Annotated in this window: 15 protein-coding genes; 9 read left to right on the top strand and 6 right to left on the bottom strand. The window is 70.6% G+C overall.

From position 1 onward, the window contains the following. The first annotated feature begins 56 nt into the window (after positions 1-56). Together EOT10_RS06620 and EOT10_RS06615 are read left to right on the top strand one after the other, a co-directional pair. Positions 57-860 (top strand): MerR family transcriptional regulator, encoded by an 804-nt coding sequence (locus tag EOT10_RS06620; RefSeq protein ID WP_127827099.1) that lies wholly within the window; start codon positions 57-59, stop codon positions 858-860. Next, positions 857-2,071 carry a glycosyltransferase gene (locus EOT10_RS06615; protein WP_127827098.1) on the top strand — a complete coding sequence of 405 codons (1,215 nt, stop codon included), beginning with the start codon at positions 857-859 and terminating at the stop codon, positions 2,069-2,071. Before EOT10_RS06620 ends, EOT10_RS06615 begins: the two co-directional genes overlap by 4 nt. Positions 2,072-2,139: 68 nt before the next feature. On the opposite strand, the gene EOT10_RS06610 is transcribed toward EOT10_RS06615, so the two are convergent. Both EOT10_RS06610 and EOT10_RS06605 read right to left on the bottom strand, forming a co-directional pair. Further along, complete coding sequence (locus tag EOT10_RS06610) at positions 2,140-3,162, bottom strand: LmeA family phospholipid-binding protein (protein WP_127827097.1); 1,023 nt, start codon at positions 3,160-3,162, stop codon at positions 2,140-2,142. Positions 3,163-3,230: 68 nt separating this feature from the next. Continuing rightward, positions 3,231-4,586 carry an RNA-guided endonuclease InsQ/TnpB family protein gene (locus EOT10_RS06605; RefSeq protein ID WP_223280835.1) on the bottom strand — a complete coding sequence of 452 codons (1,356 nt, stop codon included), beginning with the start codon at positions 4,584-4,586 and terminating at the stop codon, positions 3,231-3,233. Positions 4,587-4,680: 94 nt separating this feature from the next. Here EOT10_RS06605 and EOT10_RS06600 point away from each other — a divergent pair, with 94 nt between their 5' ends. The 5 genes from EOT10_RS06600 (at position 4,681) to EOT10_RS06580 (ending at position 10,318) form a co-directional block, all read left to right on the top strand. After that, positions 4,681-5,259 carry a carboxymuconolactone decarboxylase family protein gene (locus EOT10_RS06600; RefSeq protein WP_127827096.1) on the top strand — a complete coding sequence of 193 codons (579 nt, stop codon included), beginning with the start codon at positions 4,681-4,683 and terminating at the stop codon, positions 5,257-5,259. Next, a complete protein-coding gene (locus tag EOT10_RS06595) occupies positions 5,256-6,107 on the top strand; it encodes an RNA polymerase sigma-70 factor (RefSeq protein WP_127827095.1) in 852 nt (283 codons plus the stop codon). Before EOT10_RS06600 ends, EOT10_RS06595 begins: the two co-directional genes overlap by 4 nt. A 349-nt stretch (positions 6,108-6,456) precedes the next feature. Next, the gene (locus tag EOT10_RS06590) at positions 6,457-7,383 is read left to right on the top strand and encodes an alpha/beta fold hydrolase (RefSeq protein WP_223280875.1); all 927 of its coding nucleotides are present in this window, start codon (positions 6,457-6,459) and stop codon (positions 7,381-7,383) included. A gap of 63 nt (positions 7,384-7,446) precedes the next feature. Continuing rightward, on the top strand, positions 7,447-8,748 hold the full coding sequence (locus EOT10_RS06585; protein ID WP_127827093.1) for a glycosyltransferase: 1,302 nt from the start codon (positions 7,447-7,449) through the stop codon (positions 8,746-8,748). 295 nt (positions 8,749-9,043) lie between these two features. Then, on the top strand, positions 9,044-10,318 hold the full coding sequence (locus tag EOT10_RS06580; RefSeq protein WP_189491267.1) for a wax ester/triacylglycerol synthase domain-containing protein: 1,275 nt from the start codon (positions 9,044-9,046) through the stop codon (positions 10,316-10,318). Positions 10,319-10,360: 42 nt separating this feature from the next. On the opposite strand, the gene EOT10_RS06575 is transcribed toward EOT10_RS06580, so the two are convergent. After that, positions 10,361-11,617 (bottom strand): FUSC family protein, encoded by a 1,257-nt coding sequence (locus tag EOT10_RS06575; RefSeq protein WP_431313260.1) that lies wholly within the window; start codon positions 11,615-11,617, stop codon positions 10,361-10,363. A gap of 263 nt (positions 11,618-11,880) precedes the next feature. On the opposite strand from EOT10_RS06575, the gene EOT10_RS06570 reads away from it, so the two are divergent. Next, positions 11,881-12,150 (top strand): HPr family phosphocarrier protein, encoded by a 270-nt coding sequence (locus EOT10_RS06570; RefSeq protein ID WP_127827091.1) that lies wholly within the window; start codon positions 11,881-11,883, stop codon positions 12,148-12,150. A gap of 93 nt (positions 12,151-12,243) precedes the next feature. On the opposite strand, the gene EOT10_RS06565 is transcribed toward EOT10_RS06570, so the two are convergent. Both EOT10_RS06565 and EOT10_RS06560 read right to left on the bottom strand, forming a co-directional pair. After that, positions 12,244-12,999, bottom strand: a complete 756-nt coding sequence (locus EOT10_RS06565; protein WP_127827090.1) for an aspartate/glutamate racemase family protein — start codon at positions 12,997-12,999, stop codon at positions 12,244-12,246. A gap of 52 nt (positions 13,000-13,051) precedes the next feature. Next, positions 13,052-14,542: an NCS1 family nucleobase:cation symporter-1 gene (locus EOT10_RS06560; RefSeq protein ID WP_127827089.1), complete on the bottom strand. Its 1,491-nt coding sequence runs from the start codon at positions 14,540-14,542 to the stop codon at positions 13,052-13,054. Positions 14,543-14,840: 298 nt separating this feature from the next. Here EOT10_RS06560 and EOT10_RS06555 point away from each other — a divergent pair, with 298 nt between their 5' ends. Continuing rightward, entirely contained in the window at positions 14,841-16,391 is a 1,551-nt protein-coding gene (locus tag EOT10_RS06555; protein ID WP_127827088.1) for an MFS transporter, read from the top strand. A gap of 229 nt (positions 16,392-16,620) precedes the next feature. Here the strand turns inward: EOT10_RS06555 and EOT10_RS06550 are convergent, their stop codons facing one another. Next, on the bottom strand, positions 16,621-17,550 hold the full coding sequence (locus EOT10_RS06550; RefSeq protein WP_127827087.1) for a carbamate kinase: 930 nt from the start codon (positions 17,548-17,550) through the stop codon (positions 16,621-16,623). Positions 17,551-17,567 lie beyond the last annotated feature (17 nt).

Raw genomic sequence — 17,567 nt, 5'->3', positions numbered from 1 at the left:
GTTGACCCTCCCCTTACGTCAGGCTTGAAGCTGTGAGCGGACGAAAGGACAGGCGCGTGAGTTACTCCGTGGGGCAGGTCTCGGCTCTTGCCGGGGTCACGGTGCGTACCCTGCACCACTACGACCGGACGGGCCTGCTGTCACCCGGCGAGCGCAGTCATGCGGGGTACCGGCTCTACGGCGACGCGGACCTCGCGCGCCTTCAGCAGATCCTCTTCTACCGCGAACTCGGCTTCTCCCTCGACGAGACCGCAGCCATCCTCACGGACCCCCAGGCCAACGCGCTGGACCAACTCCGCGCTCGGCATGGCCAGTTGAGGGACCAGATCGCCAGGCTGCAGCGGCTCGCCGAGGTGACGGAGCGGGCCATCGAGGTGCAGCGGACCGGTGTGGAGCTGACCCCGGAGGAACGCTCCGAGGTCTTCGGCCCCGTCACCTTCGACCTCAGCTACGCCACCGAGGCCCAGCTGAAATGGGAGGACTCGCCGGGGCACCAGGAGTCGATGGCCCGTGCCGCGGCCCACAGCAAGGAGGACTGGCGGCAGCTCATGGGCGAGGCCGCCGCCTGGCGGGCGGAACTGCTCGCCGCCTTCGACGACGGCGTGCCCGGCGACGGCGACCGAGCCATGGACATCGCGGAGGAGCACCGCCTGCACCTCACACGCTGGTTCACCGCCTGCCCGCCCGACATGCACCGGCGCATCGCGGACGACTTCGCGGCCGATCCGCGCGCCTTCGCCCTCGCCGTACCGGCGCCGGAGCAACGCCCGGGCCTCGACGCGTACCTGCGCGAAGCGATCCACGCCAACGCGTCCCGCCGCACGCAGTCCCCGACCACCACCTGCGAGGAAGACCGATGAGAATCATGATCGCCACGGCCGGTTCGCGCGGGGACGTCGCGCCGTACACGGGCCTCGGCGCGGAGCTGCGCCGCGCCGGGTACGACGTGTCCCTGGCCACCACCGACGCCTACGCGCCCCTCGTGCGCGCCGCCGGTCTCGGATTCCGCCGGCTGCCCGCCGACACACACGCGCCGGCCGGCGTTCGGGGCAAGCGTGAGCTGATGCGCGCCGCCGCGGGGTTCATCACCGAACTGGGCGAGGGGTTCGCCGACGCGATGGACGGCGGCACGGATCTGCTCCTGCTGTCGACCACCACGGCCCCGCTCGGCTGGCACCTCGCCGAGGCCACCGGCACACCGACCCTCGGCGTGTACCTCCAGCCCACCACGCCGACGGGCGATTTCCCGCCCGCCGTCACCGGCGCCCGCTCCCTGGGCCGCTTCGCCAACCACGCCACCGGACGCTTCGCCCTCCGCATGGCCGACCGCGTCTACGAGCAGGCTGTCCCCGCACTTCGCCGCCGCCTCCAACTGCCCCCGGCCACGCCCACCGAGACGCGCCGCCGGCAGGAACAGGCGAACTGGCCCGTCCTGCACGGCTTCAGCACCGCGCTGGTGCCCCGCCCCGCCGACTGGCGGTCCGGCCTGAAAGTCGTGGGCAACTGGTGGCCCCACCACGACCTGACCTCACAACTCCCCACGGAGATCGAGGACTTCCTCCGCGCCGGAGCCCGGCCGGTCTTCGTCGGCTTCGGGAGCATGGCGGCCGGTGAGGGGGAACGCCTGAGCGACATCGCCGTGCGGGCCCTGCGGCGCGCCGGGCTGCGCGGCATCCTCCAGGCCGGCAGGGCGGGACTCGCGTACGAGGCCGACGACATGCTGACCGTCGGAGAGGTGCCGCACGCCCAGCTGTTCCCCCGGCTGGCCGCGGTGGTCCATCACGCGGGGGCCGGTACGGCGGCCGCGGCCCTGCGCGCGGGCGTTCCGGCGGTCACCGTGCCGGTGACGGCGGACCAGCCGTTCTGGGCGGGGCGGCTCGCCGCCGTCGGGGCCGCCCCCGCCCCGATCCCCTTCTCGTCCCTCACCGCCGAACGGCTCGCCGACGCGCTCGACCTGGTCGTGAAACGGCAGACGTACACCCGCGCCGCCGCGGATGCCGCGCGCCACATGGCGACGGAGGACGCCCCGGGCCAGACCCTCAAGGCCGTCAAGGAACTCATCGGCGGATGAGACATCTCCCCCGCGACCGCCCGTACGCGCCGGGGTGGTCCACCGGAGGACCGTCGCCGAAATCGGCGCTAGCCCACGGGTACCGAGGTGCCGGTCAGCTTCACCGCGATGCCGTCCTTCCGCACGGAGATGTCACGCAGGCCCAGGTCGCCCGGCATGTCGTCCGGGAGCCGGGCCGAGAACTCCATGGCCTCGGCGACCTTGGGCTCCTGCGTCTTGCGGAGGCCCTTGAGCAGCGTCGGATCGATGCCCGCGGGCTTCAGCAGCGCGGGGTGCTCGATCAGTGTGTCCAGCACTGGGCCCTTCATCATCCGGCCCGGGACCAGTCGCTGCCCGGTCGTCTCCTCGAAGTCTCCCGCGTCCACCTTGCCGGCGGCGGGCGCGGCCAGTTGGAGTCCGCCGCCCTTGCCCGGGGTGTAGGTGAGGAGGCCGGGCACGACGAGGCGGGTGCCGGACACGGTCAGTGCCACACCCCGGTCACCGGTACGGCGGACCTGCCCGCGCGCCCGGACCTGTACCTGAGTACCCGCCACGGGCACGTCTCCGTGGGCCACCACCGTGTTCTTCTGCCGGCCAGGGGCCAAGTGGACCTGCGAGGCGCCGACTTCACGGTTCAGGTCGTCGAAGTCGAGGAAGACGTCGCCTCGTACCCGGCCCAGGACGGCGCCCTTGACCGACGAGGGGAGGCTGCCGACGATCCGGATGTCGTCGACCGTCGCCTTCACCTGTGCGACGGAGACGGGCCCGGCGGAGATGTCGGGGACGTTGACCTCGACGTGGTCGAGGTCGCCGGTGGCGAGCTGCCCGACGAACGGGAAGCTGTCGATGTGCACCTCGGGCTCGGCACGCAGGTGCAGCGCGTCCCGCACCTGGCTCGCGGCCAGGTTCTCGGCGTAGAGCACGGCCCAGCGGTCGCCGACGGCCAGGAAGGCGAGCGCGACGCCCAGGCCGAGGACCGTCTTCGCGGTCCGGCGAGCGATGACACGGGGGCGCGTCCCCCGTATTCGCGCGGCGGGTTCTGCCGTGAGGTCTGCGGCGGGATCTGCGGCGGGTTCTGCCGTGAGGTCTGCGGCGGGTTCGTTCGATTGCATCAGCACATGCGATCACACGGGTGAGGGCTCGTTGACTTCCTCCCCCTCCTGAAGGGAGGGGGAATCCCCTATGAGGGGGTTCGGCCGGTCGCCCGGCTTACGGGTTCCTGCTTCGCAGACCGGCTGGCGCCGAGGTCTCCACAGGCTGACACGGGCTGCCCGCCCGCGTGTTTGATGTTGACGGCCGCGTTCACGTCGGCGTGTGCGGTGTATCCGCAGCCTTCGGCCTTGCACACGAAGACCGATTGGCTCTCTCGGTTTTCTTCGCAGGCGAAGCCGCAGGCGGAACACCTTTGCGACGTGTACGCGGCATTGACCTTCACCACGGTCGTGCCCGTGTACCGGGCGGCGCCCACGAGGGCGAGTTCGAGGCGGTGCCATCCCTTGTCGAGGATGGCCCTGTTCAGGCCCCGTTTCTGAGCGACGCGGGAACCCGGCGCCTCGATCGTGCCCGAGGCGGACGCGGACATGTTCTTGATCCGCAGGTCTTCCAGCACCACCAGAGCGTTTTTCGCGACGATCCGGGAAGCGGTCTGCGCACAGAAATCCGCACGCCGGTCCGTGACCCGGCCCATGATCCGGTTCATCGCCGCCCGGGTCTTGGACCGGTTGGCGCTGCCCTTCTTGGCGCGGGCGAACTGCTGCTGAAGCCGCCGGTACCGTCCAGCCTCACCTGCGGTGATGAACTCCCGGTCGTGGAAGTCGCCGTCCGAGGTGACCGCCGCGGTCTTGACGCCCCGGTCGATCCCGACCGCTGTGCCGGGCATCGCATGCCGCTCGGGTGTGACGGCCTGGTCGTCCACGAGGAACGACACAAACCAGTGCCCGGACTTCTTCGACACGGTCGCGGACCGGATCTCACCGCCCAGGGGACGGGACCAGCGGAAGCGGACCCAACCCACCTTCGGCAGCTTCGCCCGGCCCCACTTCCGGCCCAAGCGCTCCACGCTGATCTGCTTGGCGTCGGGAAACCGGAACGAAGGCGACCAACGCACCTTCGACCTCCACCGCACCTTGAACGTGCCATGATCCCGGCACGCCTTGTCGAGATCCCGCAGGGTCTGCTGCAACACGTGCGACGGCGCGGCCTTCAACCAGGCGTGTTCTTTCTTCGCGTCGGCCAGCTCGGCGGCCTGGGGCACGTAGTTCATCCACGCCCCGCGCCGCCGGTACTCCCGGCGCTGGTGAAGGCCGGTGTTCCACACCGACCGACAGACGTTGCCGAACTCCTCGCACATCTCCGCCTGTTCGGACGTCAACTCAAGCCGATACCTGCGGCCCGACAGCATGAAAACACCCCCCCAACTGATGTGATCAACATAGTGCCCGCCACTGACAACGCAGCGAACTCCGCGGCTCCGCTGCGAGGATCGGCTATCCCCGGCCTGAAGGCCGGGGTCTGCGCCGAAGAACTGGCCGATCAAAGCCGGTGTCCCCCGGGCTGTCACATTCGCGCGACCGCCGGTGTCTTCATGCCTGACAGCCACCCAGGCGGACGTCCGAGGAGGACAGGAGACCATGGCACTTCGTATCCCGAAGGCCGAGCTCCCCAGCGAGCTCGCGGAGAACATGATCAAGCAACTGGGCGCCGTGCCCGAGAACGTCGAAGTGCTGTGGCACAGCCCGCAGGTCACCCAGGACAGCCTGGAGTTCGGCGCCAGGATCGGCGCGTGGAACGGGGCGGACGCGAGCCTCAAGTCGTTCGCGCACATGGCCGTCGCGGCGCAGGTCGGCTGCAGTTGGTGCCTCGACGTCGGGTACTTCCAGGCGCAGAACGAGAACCTGGACCTGACCAAGGCGAGCCAGGTGCCGCGCTGGCGTGAGTCGGACGTGTTCGACGCGCTGGAGCGGGACGTGCTGGAGTATGCAGAGGCAATGACGAACACACCACCCACCGTCACCGACGAGCTGTACGCGGGCCTGCTCGACCGGCTCGGCCCCGCGGCCATGGTCGAACTCACCGCGTTCATCGCCTACGTCAATCTGGCCACCCGGGCCAACGTGGCGAACGGGGTCACGTCGCAGGGCTTCTCCGCCGCCTGCGAGATTCCGCTGGCCCCGCGCCCCACGCCGTCCGACGCGGCCGCGACGGCATGACCGAGGACCCGTTCGTCGCCCATCGCAGCCTGCTGTTCACGGTCGCGTACGAGATGCTCGGGTCGGCGGCCGACGCGGAGGACGTCGTGCAGGAGTCCTGGCTGCGGTGGGCCGGCGCCGACCGGTCCCGGGTGGGTGACCCGCGGGCGTACCTCGTGCGCGTGGTCACGCGGCAGGCGCTCAACCGGCTGCGCACGCTGTCCCGGCGCCGCGAGGACTACGTGGGCGAGTGGCTGCCGGAGCCTCTGCTGACGAGCCCCGATGTCGCCGAGGACGTCGAACTCGCCGAGAGCGTCTCGATCGCGATGCTGACCGTGCTGGAGACACTCGGACCGGCGGAACGCGCGGTGTTCGTCCTCCGCGAGGTCTTCGACCTGCCGTACGGGGAGATCGCCGAGGCCACGGGGAAGTCCGCGGCCTCGGTACGGCAGATCGCGCGTCGCGCACGCGAACACGTGGCCGCACGTCGGCCGCGCGTGCCGGTGAGCGGGCCGGAGCAACAGGCCGTGGTGGAGCGGTTCCTGGGCGCGCTGCGCACGGGGCGGTTGCAGGAACTGCTGGACGTGCTGGCGCCCGACGTCGTCCTGATCGCCGACGGCGGCGGGCACGCGGCCGCCGCCCAGGCGCCGGTCCACGGGGCGGAGGCCGTGGCCAGGATGCTCGCCCGGCCGGGCCGCGTGGTGTCCGCCGTGTGGCTGAACGGTGCGCCGGCGGGCCGGATCGAGGGCGACGGCCGGCTGGCCACGGTGAGCCTCGTGGTGGAGAACGGGCGGGTCACGCGGATCTACGCGATGGCGAACCCGCGCAAGCTGACGCGCCTCGACGAGCCTGCCGAACTCTCCTTGTAGAGGCGGCTGTTGGTACGGCGTCACGGGTGTTCCGGTCGGTCAGGACAGCCGACCGGAACACCCGTTCCCGTACCCGTTCGGTCATGGGATCGGCCACCGAATCGATCAGCGGACCGGTCACGGGAGATCAACTCTCCGGTGGCATACGGGCGTTATCGACCCGCGCCACGCCCGCCGAGCAGGCAACCTTTCGCGGCTCGGCCAATTTCCAGCGAATGGAACCTAATGTTCCATTCGAGCGCTACCGTGATGGCATGCCAATGTACGTTTATGTCAGGACCTCGACCGAATCGACAGCGTGGTGCGGTACGGCAGTTCATGCGGAAGGGGTCGACGTCCCGTGTCTCTGATGCCCCCCGCGCCGGCCATCCCGAACACCCGTGCCCGGTCGGCCGTCGTGTCCCGTCATGAGTGGGAGGGCTACCGCTGCGAGTCACGCCTGGTGCCGGCCGTCTCCCCGCGCATCGCGCCCCTCGTCCTGGTCGGCGGCGCGTTCCAGACCAAGGAGAGCTGGGGCCGCCTGGAGCGCGAGCTCCTCGCCCACGTGGACGTCTTCACCGTCGACCTGCCGGGCTGGGGTGCGGGAAACGTCCTGCCGGACCGCCACGGCGCGGACTTCCTCGCGGACGCCCTGGGGCACATGATCGACGAGGCGGGACTGACCTCCGTGCACCTCGTGGGCGGCTCGTACGGCACCGCGATCGCCTACCGGCTCGCGCAGCGCCGGCCCGAACTGGTCGCGAAGATGGTGCTGGTGGGCACGATGACGTCCATTCCCGGGCACGCCCGGGTCGCCATGCGCCGGACCCTGGATCTGCTGGTCGAGGGGCGTATGGAGGAGTTCGCCCAGGAGACGGTCGCGTTCATGGTCAACGCCGACCGGATCGACTCCGTGGCCGCCGGCACGCGGGTCCGCCGTTTCCTGATGCGCCGCATGCTCAACCTCAGCGACGAGGACGTCGAGAAGCACCTCTCCAACACGATGCGCCTGCTCCGGCACGAGATGCTCGACACGAGCCGGCCCCCGGGCATGCCGGTGCTGGTCGCCACCGGGGAGCACGACGCGTTCACGACGCCGGAGCTGTGCCGGGCCCTCGCCGCCACGTGCTCCGACAGCTGGTTCACGCGGGTGGCCGACGCCGACCACATGCTTCCGCTGGAGCGGCCGGTCGAACTCGCCGATCTGATCACGCACTTCCTGATGGGCGAGCCGCTGGAGCAGCTTTCGTACTGCCGCGGTGTCGAGCGCACCTCCCCGCTCTGCGCGACACCTTGAGAACCGGGCGGATCCCGTCCCCCGCACAACCGTCCGACATTCCGACAGGAGAGCTCCGACCCGATGCGGATCCAAGTCATCACGGTGGGCACGACCGGCTCGGTCGCCCCGTACACCGGCCTCGCACACCGGCTTCTGGCCGAGGGCCACGCCGTCGAGGTCGTCACCCACGCCAAGTTCGCCCCCATGGTGGCGTGCTGCGGGCTTCGCATGAAGCCGCTGCAGGCCGACCCCTTCGAGGCGCTGATCGGCGCGCACAGCCATCTCACCGGCACCTCCGCACCGCCGTCGCCGTCCCTATCGCCGGCGCCGTCGCCGTCGCGTCCTTCGGACGCCGTGCGTGCGGTGCGGTCGTTGCGCTCCCTCGCCCGGGACACCCGGCAGGCCATGCTGTCGCTGGTCGACGACGTCCTCGACGCGGTGGACCCCAAGGCCGACCTCATCCTTCTGTCGACCATCGCCGCCCCCATCGGTTCGGCCGTCGCGCGCCACCATCACATCCCCACCATGGGCGTCTTCCTCCAACCCGACGTCCCCACAAGCGAGTTCTCCCCCTGTACGACGCCCTGGCGCGGCCCGGCCCGCACCAACCGTCTACGGGGTCACGCCACGAACGCGCTCTTCGACACCCTCTACCGCACGGCCCACCGCGCCACGCACGACCGCCTCGGCGTCGGCCACCGCGGCGGCCATCGGCTGCGCAGCGCGCGCGAACGCTCCCAGTGGCCGATCTGGCACGGATACAGCCCCTGGGTCGTTCCCCGCCCGGCGGACTGGCGGCCCGGACTGCACGTGGGCGGCTACTGGTGGCCGCACGAGTGCCCGAACTGGCAACCCCCGTCTCTGGTAACGGACTTCCTGTCAGCCGGTCCGCCCCCCGTGCTCATCGGATTCGGGAGCATGATGCCCGGCGATCCCGAGCAGCTGGGGCAGATCGCGGCACAGGCACTGCGGCGCGCGGGGCTGCGCGGTGTGGTCCAGTCGGGCTGGGCCGGTCTCTCGGTGGTCGACGACGACGTCATCACGGTCGGCCAACTGCCGCACGGCTGGCTGATGCCGCAGACCGCCGCGGTCGTCCACCACGCGGGCGCGGGCACCACGGCGGCCGGTCTGCGGGCGGGCGTACCGGCGGTGCCGGTCCCGGTCATGACCGACCAGCCCTGGTGGGCGGCCCGGCTCGTGGAACTCGGGGTGAGCGCGGAAGCACTTCCCTGCGCCGAGCTGACCGCCCCACGGCTGGCCGACGCGCTCACCCGGGCGGTCCAAGATCGTGACCTGGCCCGCAACGCCACAGCGGCGGCGGCGCGGCTGGCCCGCGAGGACGGGGCGGGCGCGGTGGCCCGCGCGGTCGCGGCGATGGCCTGAGCCCGTCGAAACGGTCGCCCTGCGCGGTGGTCGGGCGATCATCGCACTGCCGGCGCAAGGACGGCCTCTCCGGACTTCTCCGGGCTTCTCCGGGCTTCTCCGGGCTTCTCCGGGCTTCTCCGGGCTTCTCCGGAGGCCGGCCGCACCCGTCCCCCATCTGCCGTACGTCATGAACGTGAGGACACCCCCCATGACACAGTCCGCTACTCCGTCCCCTCTCGCCACCCCATCACCGGCACCGCCTTCGCCCTCCACGTCGCCCGAGTACGACGACTCAGAGCCCACCCTCTCGGCCATGCCCCCGCTGGACGCCTGGCTGCATCGCCAACAGGTCTACGGCGGTTCCAACATGACCGGCGCGCTGCTCACCTGGTTCGAGGGCCCGCCACCCACGGTGACCACGCTCCGCTCCCTGGCCCGGCAGCGTCTCGCGCGCTACGCACGGCTGCGCCTCGTTCCCCATTCCCCCACGACCGCTCACGCCACCGGCAGCTGGCCGCTCTGGTCGACCGGCCCACGGTTCGAGGCGGACCGCCACATCGCAGAGAGCCCGCACGTCCCCGCCACCGGGCTCGAAGCGCACATCGCGGCCCTGTTCACGGCGCCCCTCGATCCCGATCGCCCGCCCTGGCAGCTGCACCTCATCCCCACCACGGGCGGCTTCGTCCTCCTGCTCCGCGCACACCATGCCCTGCTGGACGGCCGGTCCATCGCGACGGTGCTCCGCGCCCTGCTCGACGAAACCACTCCGGCCCACCGGCCGCCGACCGGTCCCGCCCACCGATCGCCGACCGGTCCGCCCCCCGTGGAGCCACCTTCACGGTTCCGTCAACTGGCCTGGACCCTGGGCGACTTGGTGCCCAAGGCACGTCCGCTGCCCCTGCACGGTCCCGTGGACCCGCACCGCGTCATCGCCTTCCGCCGGGTGCCGAGTGAGGAACTGGCCGCCGCTCGGGCCGCATCGGTCTCCGGCGCCACCGGCCGTGAACGGGCCTCCGCCAACGCCGTCTTCCTCGCCGCCACTTCCGGAGCGCTGCGCACCCTGGGGCTCACCGGCCGCTTCCCGCGGCTGCCCGGAGTGTGCGCCCTGGTGCCGGTCGACGTACGCACCGACGAGCAGAGAGAACTGCTCGGCAATCACTACGCGACGGTCCGCATCCCGCTCCCCGCGCAGCGGGACGGGCGGCTGCGGCTCGCCGCCGTGGACTCCTTCATCAGGCGCGGCGCGATCGGCGCGCGGGCGCGGGCCCAAGCCGCCGTGGTCTCGTCACGGCCGCGCAAAGTGACTGCCCTGGGCAACGCGGCGAGCCGCTATGTCGATTCGCCCCGCTACTTCTCACTGGTGTGCAGCAGCGTGGCCACACACGCGGGGGAACTCACCCTCGGCTCCGCGCGGCTCACCGCGATGGCGGGCCTTCCTGCGCTCGGCCCGGGCCACCCCCTCGCGCTCACGTTCATGCGCCACGGCGGCGGATCGGTCGTCACCGCCCTCACCGACCACGGCCACCGTCACCTGGCACAACCGCTCGTCGACCGGATCCACGCCGAAATCCGCCACCTGTCCGCCTGAGAGCTCACCACGGCTGGAGTCACCGCCCGAGTCACCGCGCCGTCATGAACGGCTGCGGCGGGCGCGGGGCCTGTGCTTGCGGGCCCAGTTCCACACCCGGGCGAGCGCCGGGATGCGGTCGTGGAGTTGCTGACTGTTGCGGTCCAGTTCCTCCATCAGGCGCTGCGAACGGTGCTCCGTGTCGAGTTCGGCGAGGATGCGGTCGATCTCGGTGAGCAGGGCGCCCTGCAGCTGCCATTGACGTGGGTTGTCCTGGACGGCGTCGAGGAGCAGCTGCGCGACCCGTTCGCGCTGGGTGCCGGCGGCCGCGAGGTCGCTCACCAGGCGGTCCTCGGCCGTCTCCGATTCCGCGCTGGTGCCGGTGGCGACGAGGACGGCGAAGCTGACGATCGCGTCCGCGACATGGCCGAGCAGTTCGCGCATCGCGAACGACACCTCGGGTTCGAGCAGCCACTCCTCCTCGCGCTGTTTGGCCAGGTCCGTCAGGGTCCGGGCGATGACGCGCAGCACGACGGTGCAGATCTCGAGAGTGTCGAGACCGGTCCTCAGGACCACCCTGTGCAGTCTCCCCTCGCGCACCCGCGGATTGAGCCGGAGGCTGTCCTCGGCCTGACGCAGGGAGCCGTCCACTTCCGCGATGTCCTGGTCGAGGCGGCGCGCCTCGTGCAGCCGTTCCGCGGCGACCGGCCATGGCGTCTCGGCGTCGAGCTGGTCGCCGAGGTCGAGGAGCAGCCGGCGCATGCGCCGGGCGAGGTCCTCCAGCGCGTCGCCCGCCGTGTCCACCCACAGGGGCGGCGCGAAGAAGAGGTTGAAGCCGAGGCCGGTCAGGGCTCCGATGAGGGTTTCAAGCACGCGGTCCCAGGCGCTCGACGCGACCTGGGTGACGCCCAGTACGAGCATCGCGCTGATCGCCACCTCGGGCACGAACTCGTTGGCGCGTACGAGCGGGCCGATGGTGAGGGAGGCCAGGATGATCAGCGCCAGGCTCCACCAGCTCAGCCCCACCAGCGCGCTGAATCCGATGGCGATGAACACACCGACGACCACGGCGTTGATGCGGCTGATGCTCATCTTCACGGTGGCGTACAGGGTCACCTGGACGACGAGGAGCGCCGTGAGCGGCGCGGTCAGCGGGGCCGGCTCGCGGCTGAGGTGGAGTGCGATGACGTAGGCGATCGTCGCCGCGGCGGTGGCCCGCAGCATCTGTACGACGACCGGGTTGCGCAGCTGTCTCACGAGCACGCTGCCGCCGGGCACACGGTTCAGCAGCTTCACCAGCCGCTCGGATACCAGTCGCACCTCTGGTCCCTTCCCCGATCGGGCGGCAGCCTCCCGACCTCGTAGACCGCCCGTGTCACGGCGGAGGAAACGGCGGTCGGCCGTCGTGCCCGCGGGACGATCGGCGCCGATTCCCGTTCGGGCCCGAACCCCTTCCGTTCATGCCCGTATCTGTTTACTTCCCCGCATCATCGCCGTAGCATCCTGGTAAATCCACAGAGTCGGTCATTGAACGGATGCAAAACCACATCCGTTCAGCGACCCTCGGACAAGAGGAGCAAGGTATGCCTCAGCGCACTGTCGTCATCGGTTCGCCCGCCGGTCTGCACGCCCGTCCGGCTTCCGTCTTCGTCCAGGCCGCCGCCAGGCAGCCGGTCAAGGTGACGGTGGCCCGCGAAGGGCAGAGCCCGGTCGACGCGCGAAGCCTGCTGTCCGTGCTCGCGCTCGCGGTCAAGCACGGCGACTCCGTGACCCTCGCCGCCGAGGGCGACGGCGCTGACGCCGCCATCGACGAGCTGGCGGCACTCGTCTCCGCCGACCTCGACGCCCGGTAGCGGAGCGCGGCGACGCGGGCCCTGCCCACTGACGGAGCGCGGCAGCGGCCGCCCTGCCCACTGACGGGGCAGGGCGGCCGCTGCCCGTGAGTCCTAGGCCTGGGTCTCGCCGTCCGTGCCGGCCCCGGTCAGGTTCGGCGGCCAGTTGCTGATCTTCTTGGGGCGCGGCGACGCGTAGGTGCGGACCTTCGACGTGGAGAGGCCGAGGCGGACGAGGGACTCGGCGATGGTCACGGCCGCCGCCACCCCGTCCACCACGGGTACGCCGGTGCGCTTCACGACCTGCTCGGTGAGGCCGGCCATGCCGCCGCAGCCCAGGCAGATGACCTCGGCCTTGTCGTGCTCGACGGCCTGCGCGGCCTGCTCGACGATGGCCTCGACGGCGGCTTCCTCGTCGCTCTCCAGTTCCAGTACGGACATGCCGCTGGCGCGGACCGAGGCGCAGCGGTCCGTGAGGCCCGCGAGCTTGAGCCGGTCCTCGATGAGCGGCACGGCCCGGTCCAGGGTGGTGACCACGGAGTAGCGGTGGCCGAGGAACTGGGCGGTGCTGGCGGCGGCCTCCGTGATGTCGACGACCGGGACGTCCAGGAGTTCCTGGAGTCCCTCCCTGCCGTGCTCGCCGTACCCGGCCTGGATGACCGCGTCGAAGGGGTGCGGGTAGGTGCGGACCGCTTCCATCACGGCGATGGCCGCGAGGTAGCTCTCGTAGTTCCCCTCCACGGACTCCGCACCGAACGGCGGGGTGAGGGCCACGATCTCGGTTCCGGGAGAGGCCACGGAGCGGGCCTGCGCGCCGATGCTCTCGGTCATCGAGACGGTGGTGTTGACGTTGACGACGAGGATACGCATGTGTGCTTTTCCTTGCTGGGGGTCGGCCGGGGCCGGGGGTGACGCGGGTCGGTCAGCCGGCGGCTACGGCGATCGCTTCGCCGTCGACGTCCTGGGTGGCCTTCTTGCGGTCGGCCACGACCAGGTAGATCGCGGCGGAGAGGGCCGCGCCGATGAACCAGGAGAATCCGGAGACGGACTTGAAGGCGGGGACAAGCGCGATGACGACGGCGACGGCCGCGGCGGGCACGAACGCGCCGATGGCCCGCAGGTGGAATCCGCGCTGGTAGAAGTACTCGCCGTCACGCTCTTCGGTGTAGAGGTCGGGCACGTTGACCCGGGTGCGGCGCACCAGCCAGTAGTCGGCCATGACGACGCCGAAGATCGGGCCGAGGAGTGCTCCCAGGCCACCGAGGAAGTAGTTGACGACGGTCGGGTTGTCGTAGAGGTTCCACGGCAGGATGACCAGGCCGATGACGGCGCTCACGATGCCCGCGCGGCGGAAGTTGAGCGTGCGCGGGAAGAGGTTGACGAGGGCGTAGATGGGCGCCACGAAGTTCGCCATGAGGTTCACCGCGATGGTCAGCGTGATGAACGCGAGCGAGGCCGCCGCCATGAGGTACGTGTTGGGGATCGACCGGACGATGTCCTCGGGTCCGGTGATGACCTCGCCGTTCAGCTTGAACTGGGCGCCGCTGAGCACGACCACGATGACGGCGAAGAACAGCATGTTCACCGGGATGCCGACGAGGTTGCCGCGGACGATGGCGCGGTCGCTCTTCGCGGAGCGGGTGAAGTCGCAGAAGTTGAGCACGAACGTGCCGTAGATGACGACCCAGAGGGCGGCGCTCTCGAAGATCTGACGCCACATGCCGAAGCCGCTCGGCGCGTGCCCGGTCGACATGGCGATCGAGCCGCCGGCGCGGACGAACATCCAGATCGCGAGCGCGGTCATCGTGATCAGGATGGTCGGGGCGGCGAACTCCATGTACTTACGGATGAGTTCCATGCCGTAGCTGACGATGACGACCTGCACGACCCAGAGGGTGAGGAACGTCGCCCAGCCGAGGGTGGACAGTCCGAGGATCGAGTTCTCGTCGAGCGAGCGGAGTCCGGGGAAGAGGACCTTGGCGAGCGCGCCGAGCACGGACGACGCGAGGTACGTCTGGATGCCGAACCAGGCGATGGCCACGACACCGCGGACGATGGCCGGGATCTGCGCGCCCTTGATACCGAAGGAGATGCGGCTCATGACGGGGAACGGGACACCCGTCTTGCTCCCCATGTACCCGGAGAGGGTCAGAAGCAGGAACAGCAGCACCGAGGCGATCACGAAGGCGGCGAGGATGCTCCAGACGCTCATCCCGAGCGCGAACAGGCCGATCGCGAAGGCGTAGTTGCCGAGGCTGTGGACGTCGTTACCCCAGAGGGTGAACACACTGTAGGCGCCCCACTTGCGCCCTTCCTTCTTCGTGGGGGCGAGGTCCCTGCTGTACAGCGCGGGACTCGTCCGCGGGCCCGCGTCGACCGCGGCAAGGGATGGCTTTTCGTGCACGGCGGCCATGGCACACCCGGCTTTCCGTATTGCGGAATAACACTTCCTTGTTTCGGAAAGGGAGATTACGGGGGTCACCGGGGGCGGTCAATAGGTGAATAGGAATTTGCACATCCCCTTGGCGACCTCGCCACTCACGCCGAATTCATTGCTTGGGCAAATTTGCAAGTAGGCAGCGAACGAGGGCACAGCCCCTCCGCGGCGACGCGCTACCGAAGGTAGGCGTTCTGTATGCCATTCAGAACCCCCTGTCCACCCCTCGGTCCTCACCTTTACGTTGAGGTGAACTTTGGTATACAAAAATTGCATGCCAGTCCCTCCCGCGCCCGCCCGAACACCTCAGGAGCAGCTTCCGGATCCCCGGCGCTGGTGGGCGCTGTGCGTCCTCGGCCTGGCCCAGCTGATGATCTTGCTCGACAGCACCATCGTGAACGTGGCCATGCCGTCCATGCAGTCGGACCTTGCCATGGCCGACGGCGACCGCCCCTGGGTGGTGACCTCCTACACCGTCGCCTTCGGAGGGCTGCTCCTGCTCGCCGGGCGCATCGCCGACCACGCGGGACGCAAGCGTGTGTTCTCCGCGGGCCTGCTCGGCTTCGCGGTCGCCTCGGCGGCGGCGGGGGCCGCGCCCACCGCACAGACACTGTTCGCCGCCCGCGCCGTGCAGGGGGCGTTCGCCGCGCTGCTGGCCGCCTCGGCGCTCGCCCTGGTGGCCACGACCTTCACCGACGCACGCGAACGCCGCAAGGCCATCGCCGTCTTCGGAGCGCTCGGCGGAGCCGGCGCGTCCCTCGGCGTCGTGCTCGGCGGACTGCTCACCCAGTGGTTCGGCTGGCGCTGGTGCCTGCTGGTGAACGTGCCGATCGCCCTCGTCACGCTCCTCGGCACGTTCTGGACGCCGCGCGACCGGACGCAGCGCCTCACCGGCCGCATCGACATCGCCGGGGCCGTCCTCGGCTGCGGGGGCCTGACGACGCTGGTGTTCGGGTGCAGCCAGGCGGAGGCGCACGGCTGGACGACGCCTGCGGTACTCGGCGCCCTGCTCGCCGGAGTCGCCCTCCTGACGGCGTTCGCCTGGTGGCAGACCCGCGCGGCCGCCCCCCTGCTGCCGCCCCGCCTGGTACGCGACCGGCGCCGCGTCGCCGCGCTGCTCGCCGGCAGCGCGCTGATGGCGGGCCAGCTGTCCGTGTCTCTGTATCTCACCTACTACCTGCAGACCGTGCTCGGCTGGTCCGCCCTCGCCAGCGGTCTGGGCTTCCTGCCGATCAGCCTCGTCACCACGACGACGGCCACCCAGCTCGGCACGCGTCTCCTGCCCAGGCTCGGCCCGCGCGTGATGATGACGGCGGGCCTGTTCATCGCGGCCTGCGGCCTGTTCCAGCTCACGCTCCTGGACCCGCAGTCGACGTACGCGGCGAACGTCGTGCCCGCGCTTGTCACGTTCAGCGTCGGCATGGGCGGAAGCTTCCTGGCCATCATGACGGCCGCCACGTCCGACGTGCCGCCCCAGGACTCGGGCATCGCCTCGGCCACGGTCAACTCCGCCCAGCAGATGGGCGGCTCCATCGGCTCCGCCGTCTTCAACACGGTGGCGGCGAGCGCGGCCGCCGCGTTCCCCGGCAGCGAGCGGGCCGCCACCCTGCACGGCTTCACCTCGGCGATCCGGGTCCCCCTGATCGTCCTCCTCGTAGCAGCGGCCGCGACGGCCACGCTGGCCGGCGGACGCACCCCGAAGCCGCCCCGCCCCACCCCGCCCGCCGAGCCGCTGCCCCGCGCCGTCCCGCGCGCGGAGGCGGAGCCGTCGGGGCCGGACATGGCGCTCAGGGGCTCCCGCCAGGGGCGGGAAAATCCCGCGTAAAACGCGCATCACGCATGATGAGGGGCCTACCGGGCCCCTTTTCTGCATGCTCTGCGTGCGCAAATACTCTGTGCGCCGAATGGAGACCGGCATAGAAATAGCCGCACCCGCCCAATAATATCCGAGGAATCCAAGGAATCCAGGACGCTCGACCGGTGAAAGTCGAGGAATTCGGCGGGTGCGGCTGAGCGGCTCGTCAGGTCACCGGAGGCGACCCGTCCGGGGCGTGTCAGGCCCAGACGATGCCTTCCGGGACGTCGGGACGGATCTCCGTGCCCACGCGACGCGCGATCAGGTCGTCGAGCCGGTCGAGCGGACCGATGAGGGCGCTGCCGCCCGACTTCGCGAACCGCACCGCGGAGTCGACCTTCGGCTTCATGGAGCCCTCGGCGAAGGACAGTTCGGAGATGCCCTCCGGGGAGGCGGTCAGGATGTCCCGCTGCTCGGGGGTGCCCCAGTTCTCACTGACGTAGTCGCCGTCCGTGAGCATGATCAGCATGTCGGCCTTCAGCTCGGCCGCGAGGGCCGCGCTGGCGGCGTCCTTGTCGACGACCGCCTGCATGCCGGTCTGGCGGCCCTTGCTGTCGATCTTGACGGGCACGCCACCGCCACCGACGCAGACGACGAGCCGGCCGTTCTCGAGGAGCATGCTCACGAGAGGCGACTGGACGATGCGGATCGGGGCCGGGGACGGCACCACACGCCGGAACGCCGCGCCGTCACGCGCGATGGTCCACCGGTACTCGGACGCGGCCTCCGCGGCGTCCTGCGCGGAGTACGTGGGACCGATGAGCTTGGTGGGGCGGTCGAAGGCGGGGTCCGCCTCGTCGACCACGGTCGTGGTGACGACGGCCGCCACCTCACGCTCACCTGCCAGGGCGTTGGAGAGCTCCTGCTGGATGACGTAGCCGATCATGCCCTGCGTCTCGGCGCCGAGGATGTCGAGCGGGTAGGCCGCCACATCCTGGTACGCGAGGTTCTGCAGCGCCAGCAGGCCCACCTGGGGTCCGTTGCCGTGCGTGATGACGAGCTCGTGCTCGCGAGCGAGGCCGGCGAGTGCCTCACAGGTGGCCCGTACGTTCGCACGCAGGTGGTCGGCCGTCATCGGCTCCCCCCGTCGCGCCAACGCGTTACCTCCGAGAGCCGCGACGATGCGCATGGATTCCCTCCACAGAC

It is taken from the genome of Streptomyces antnestii, from assembly GCF_004005495.1.
Classification (GTDB): domain Bacteria; phylum Actinomycetota; class Actinomycetes; order Streptomycetales; family Streptomycetaceae; genus Streptomyces; species Streptomyces antnestii.
Note: the sequence above shows the minus strand (reverse complement) of the source record. Positions and strands in the feature narration are given on the sequence as shown.

Excerpts from the sequence above, each read along its gene's own strand:
- EOT10_RS06555 (WP_127827088.1), top strand. The coding sequence starts at position 14,841 with ATGCCAGTCCCTCCCGCGCCCGCCCGAACACCTCAGGAGCAGCTTCCG.
- EOT10_RS06610 (WP_127827097.1), bottom strand. The coding sequence starts at position 3,162 with ATGCAATCGAACGAACCCGCCGCAGACCTCACGGCAGAACCCGCCGCA.
- EOT10_RS06585 (WP_127827093.1), top strand. The coding sequence starts at position 7,447 with ATGCGGATCCAAGTCATCACGGTGGGCACGACCGGCTCGGTCGCCCCG.
- EOT10_RS06615 (WP_127827098.1), top strand. The coding sequence starts at position 857 with ATGAGAATCATGATCGCCACGGCCGGTTCGCGCGGGGACGTCGCGCCG.
- EOT10_RS06570 (WP_127827091.1), top strand. The coding sequence starts at position 11,881 with ATGCCTCAGCGCACTGTCGTCATCGGTTCGCCCGCCGGTCTGCACGCC.
- EOT10_RS06600 (WP_127827096.1), top strand. The coding sequence starts at position 4,681 with ATGGCACTTCGTATCCCGAAGGCCGAGCTCCCCAGCGAGCTCGCGGAG.
- EOT10_RS06560 (WP_127827089.1), bottom strand. The coding sequence starts at position 14,542 with ATGGCCGCCGTGCACGAAAAGCCATCCCTTGCCGCGGTCGACGCGGGC.
- EOT10_RS06565 (WP_127827090.1), bottom strand. The coding sequence starts at position 12,999 with ATGCGTATCCTCGTCGTCAACGTCAACACCACCGTCTCGATGACCGAG.
- EOT10_RS06550 (WP_127827087.1), bottom strand. The coding sequence starts at position 17,550 with ATGCGCATCGTCGCGGCTCTCGGAGGTAACGCGTTGGCGCGACGGGGG.
- EOT10_RS06595 (WP_127827095.1), top strand. The coding sequence starts at position 5,256 with ATGACCGAGGACCCGTTCGTCGCCCATCGCAGCCTGCTGTTCACGGTC.
- EOT10_RS06590 (WP_223280875.1), top strand. The coding sequence starts at position 6,457 with ATGCCCCCCGCGCCGGCCATCCCGAACACCCGTGCCCGGTCGGCCGTC.
- EOT10_RS06580 (WP_189491267.1), top strand. The coding sequence starts at position 9,044 with ATGCCCCCGCTGGACGCCTGGCTGCATCGCCAACAGGTCTACGGCGGT.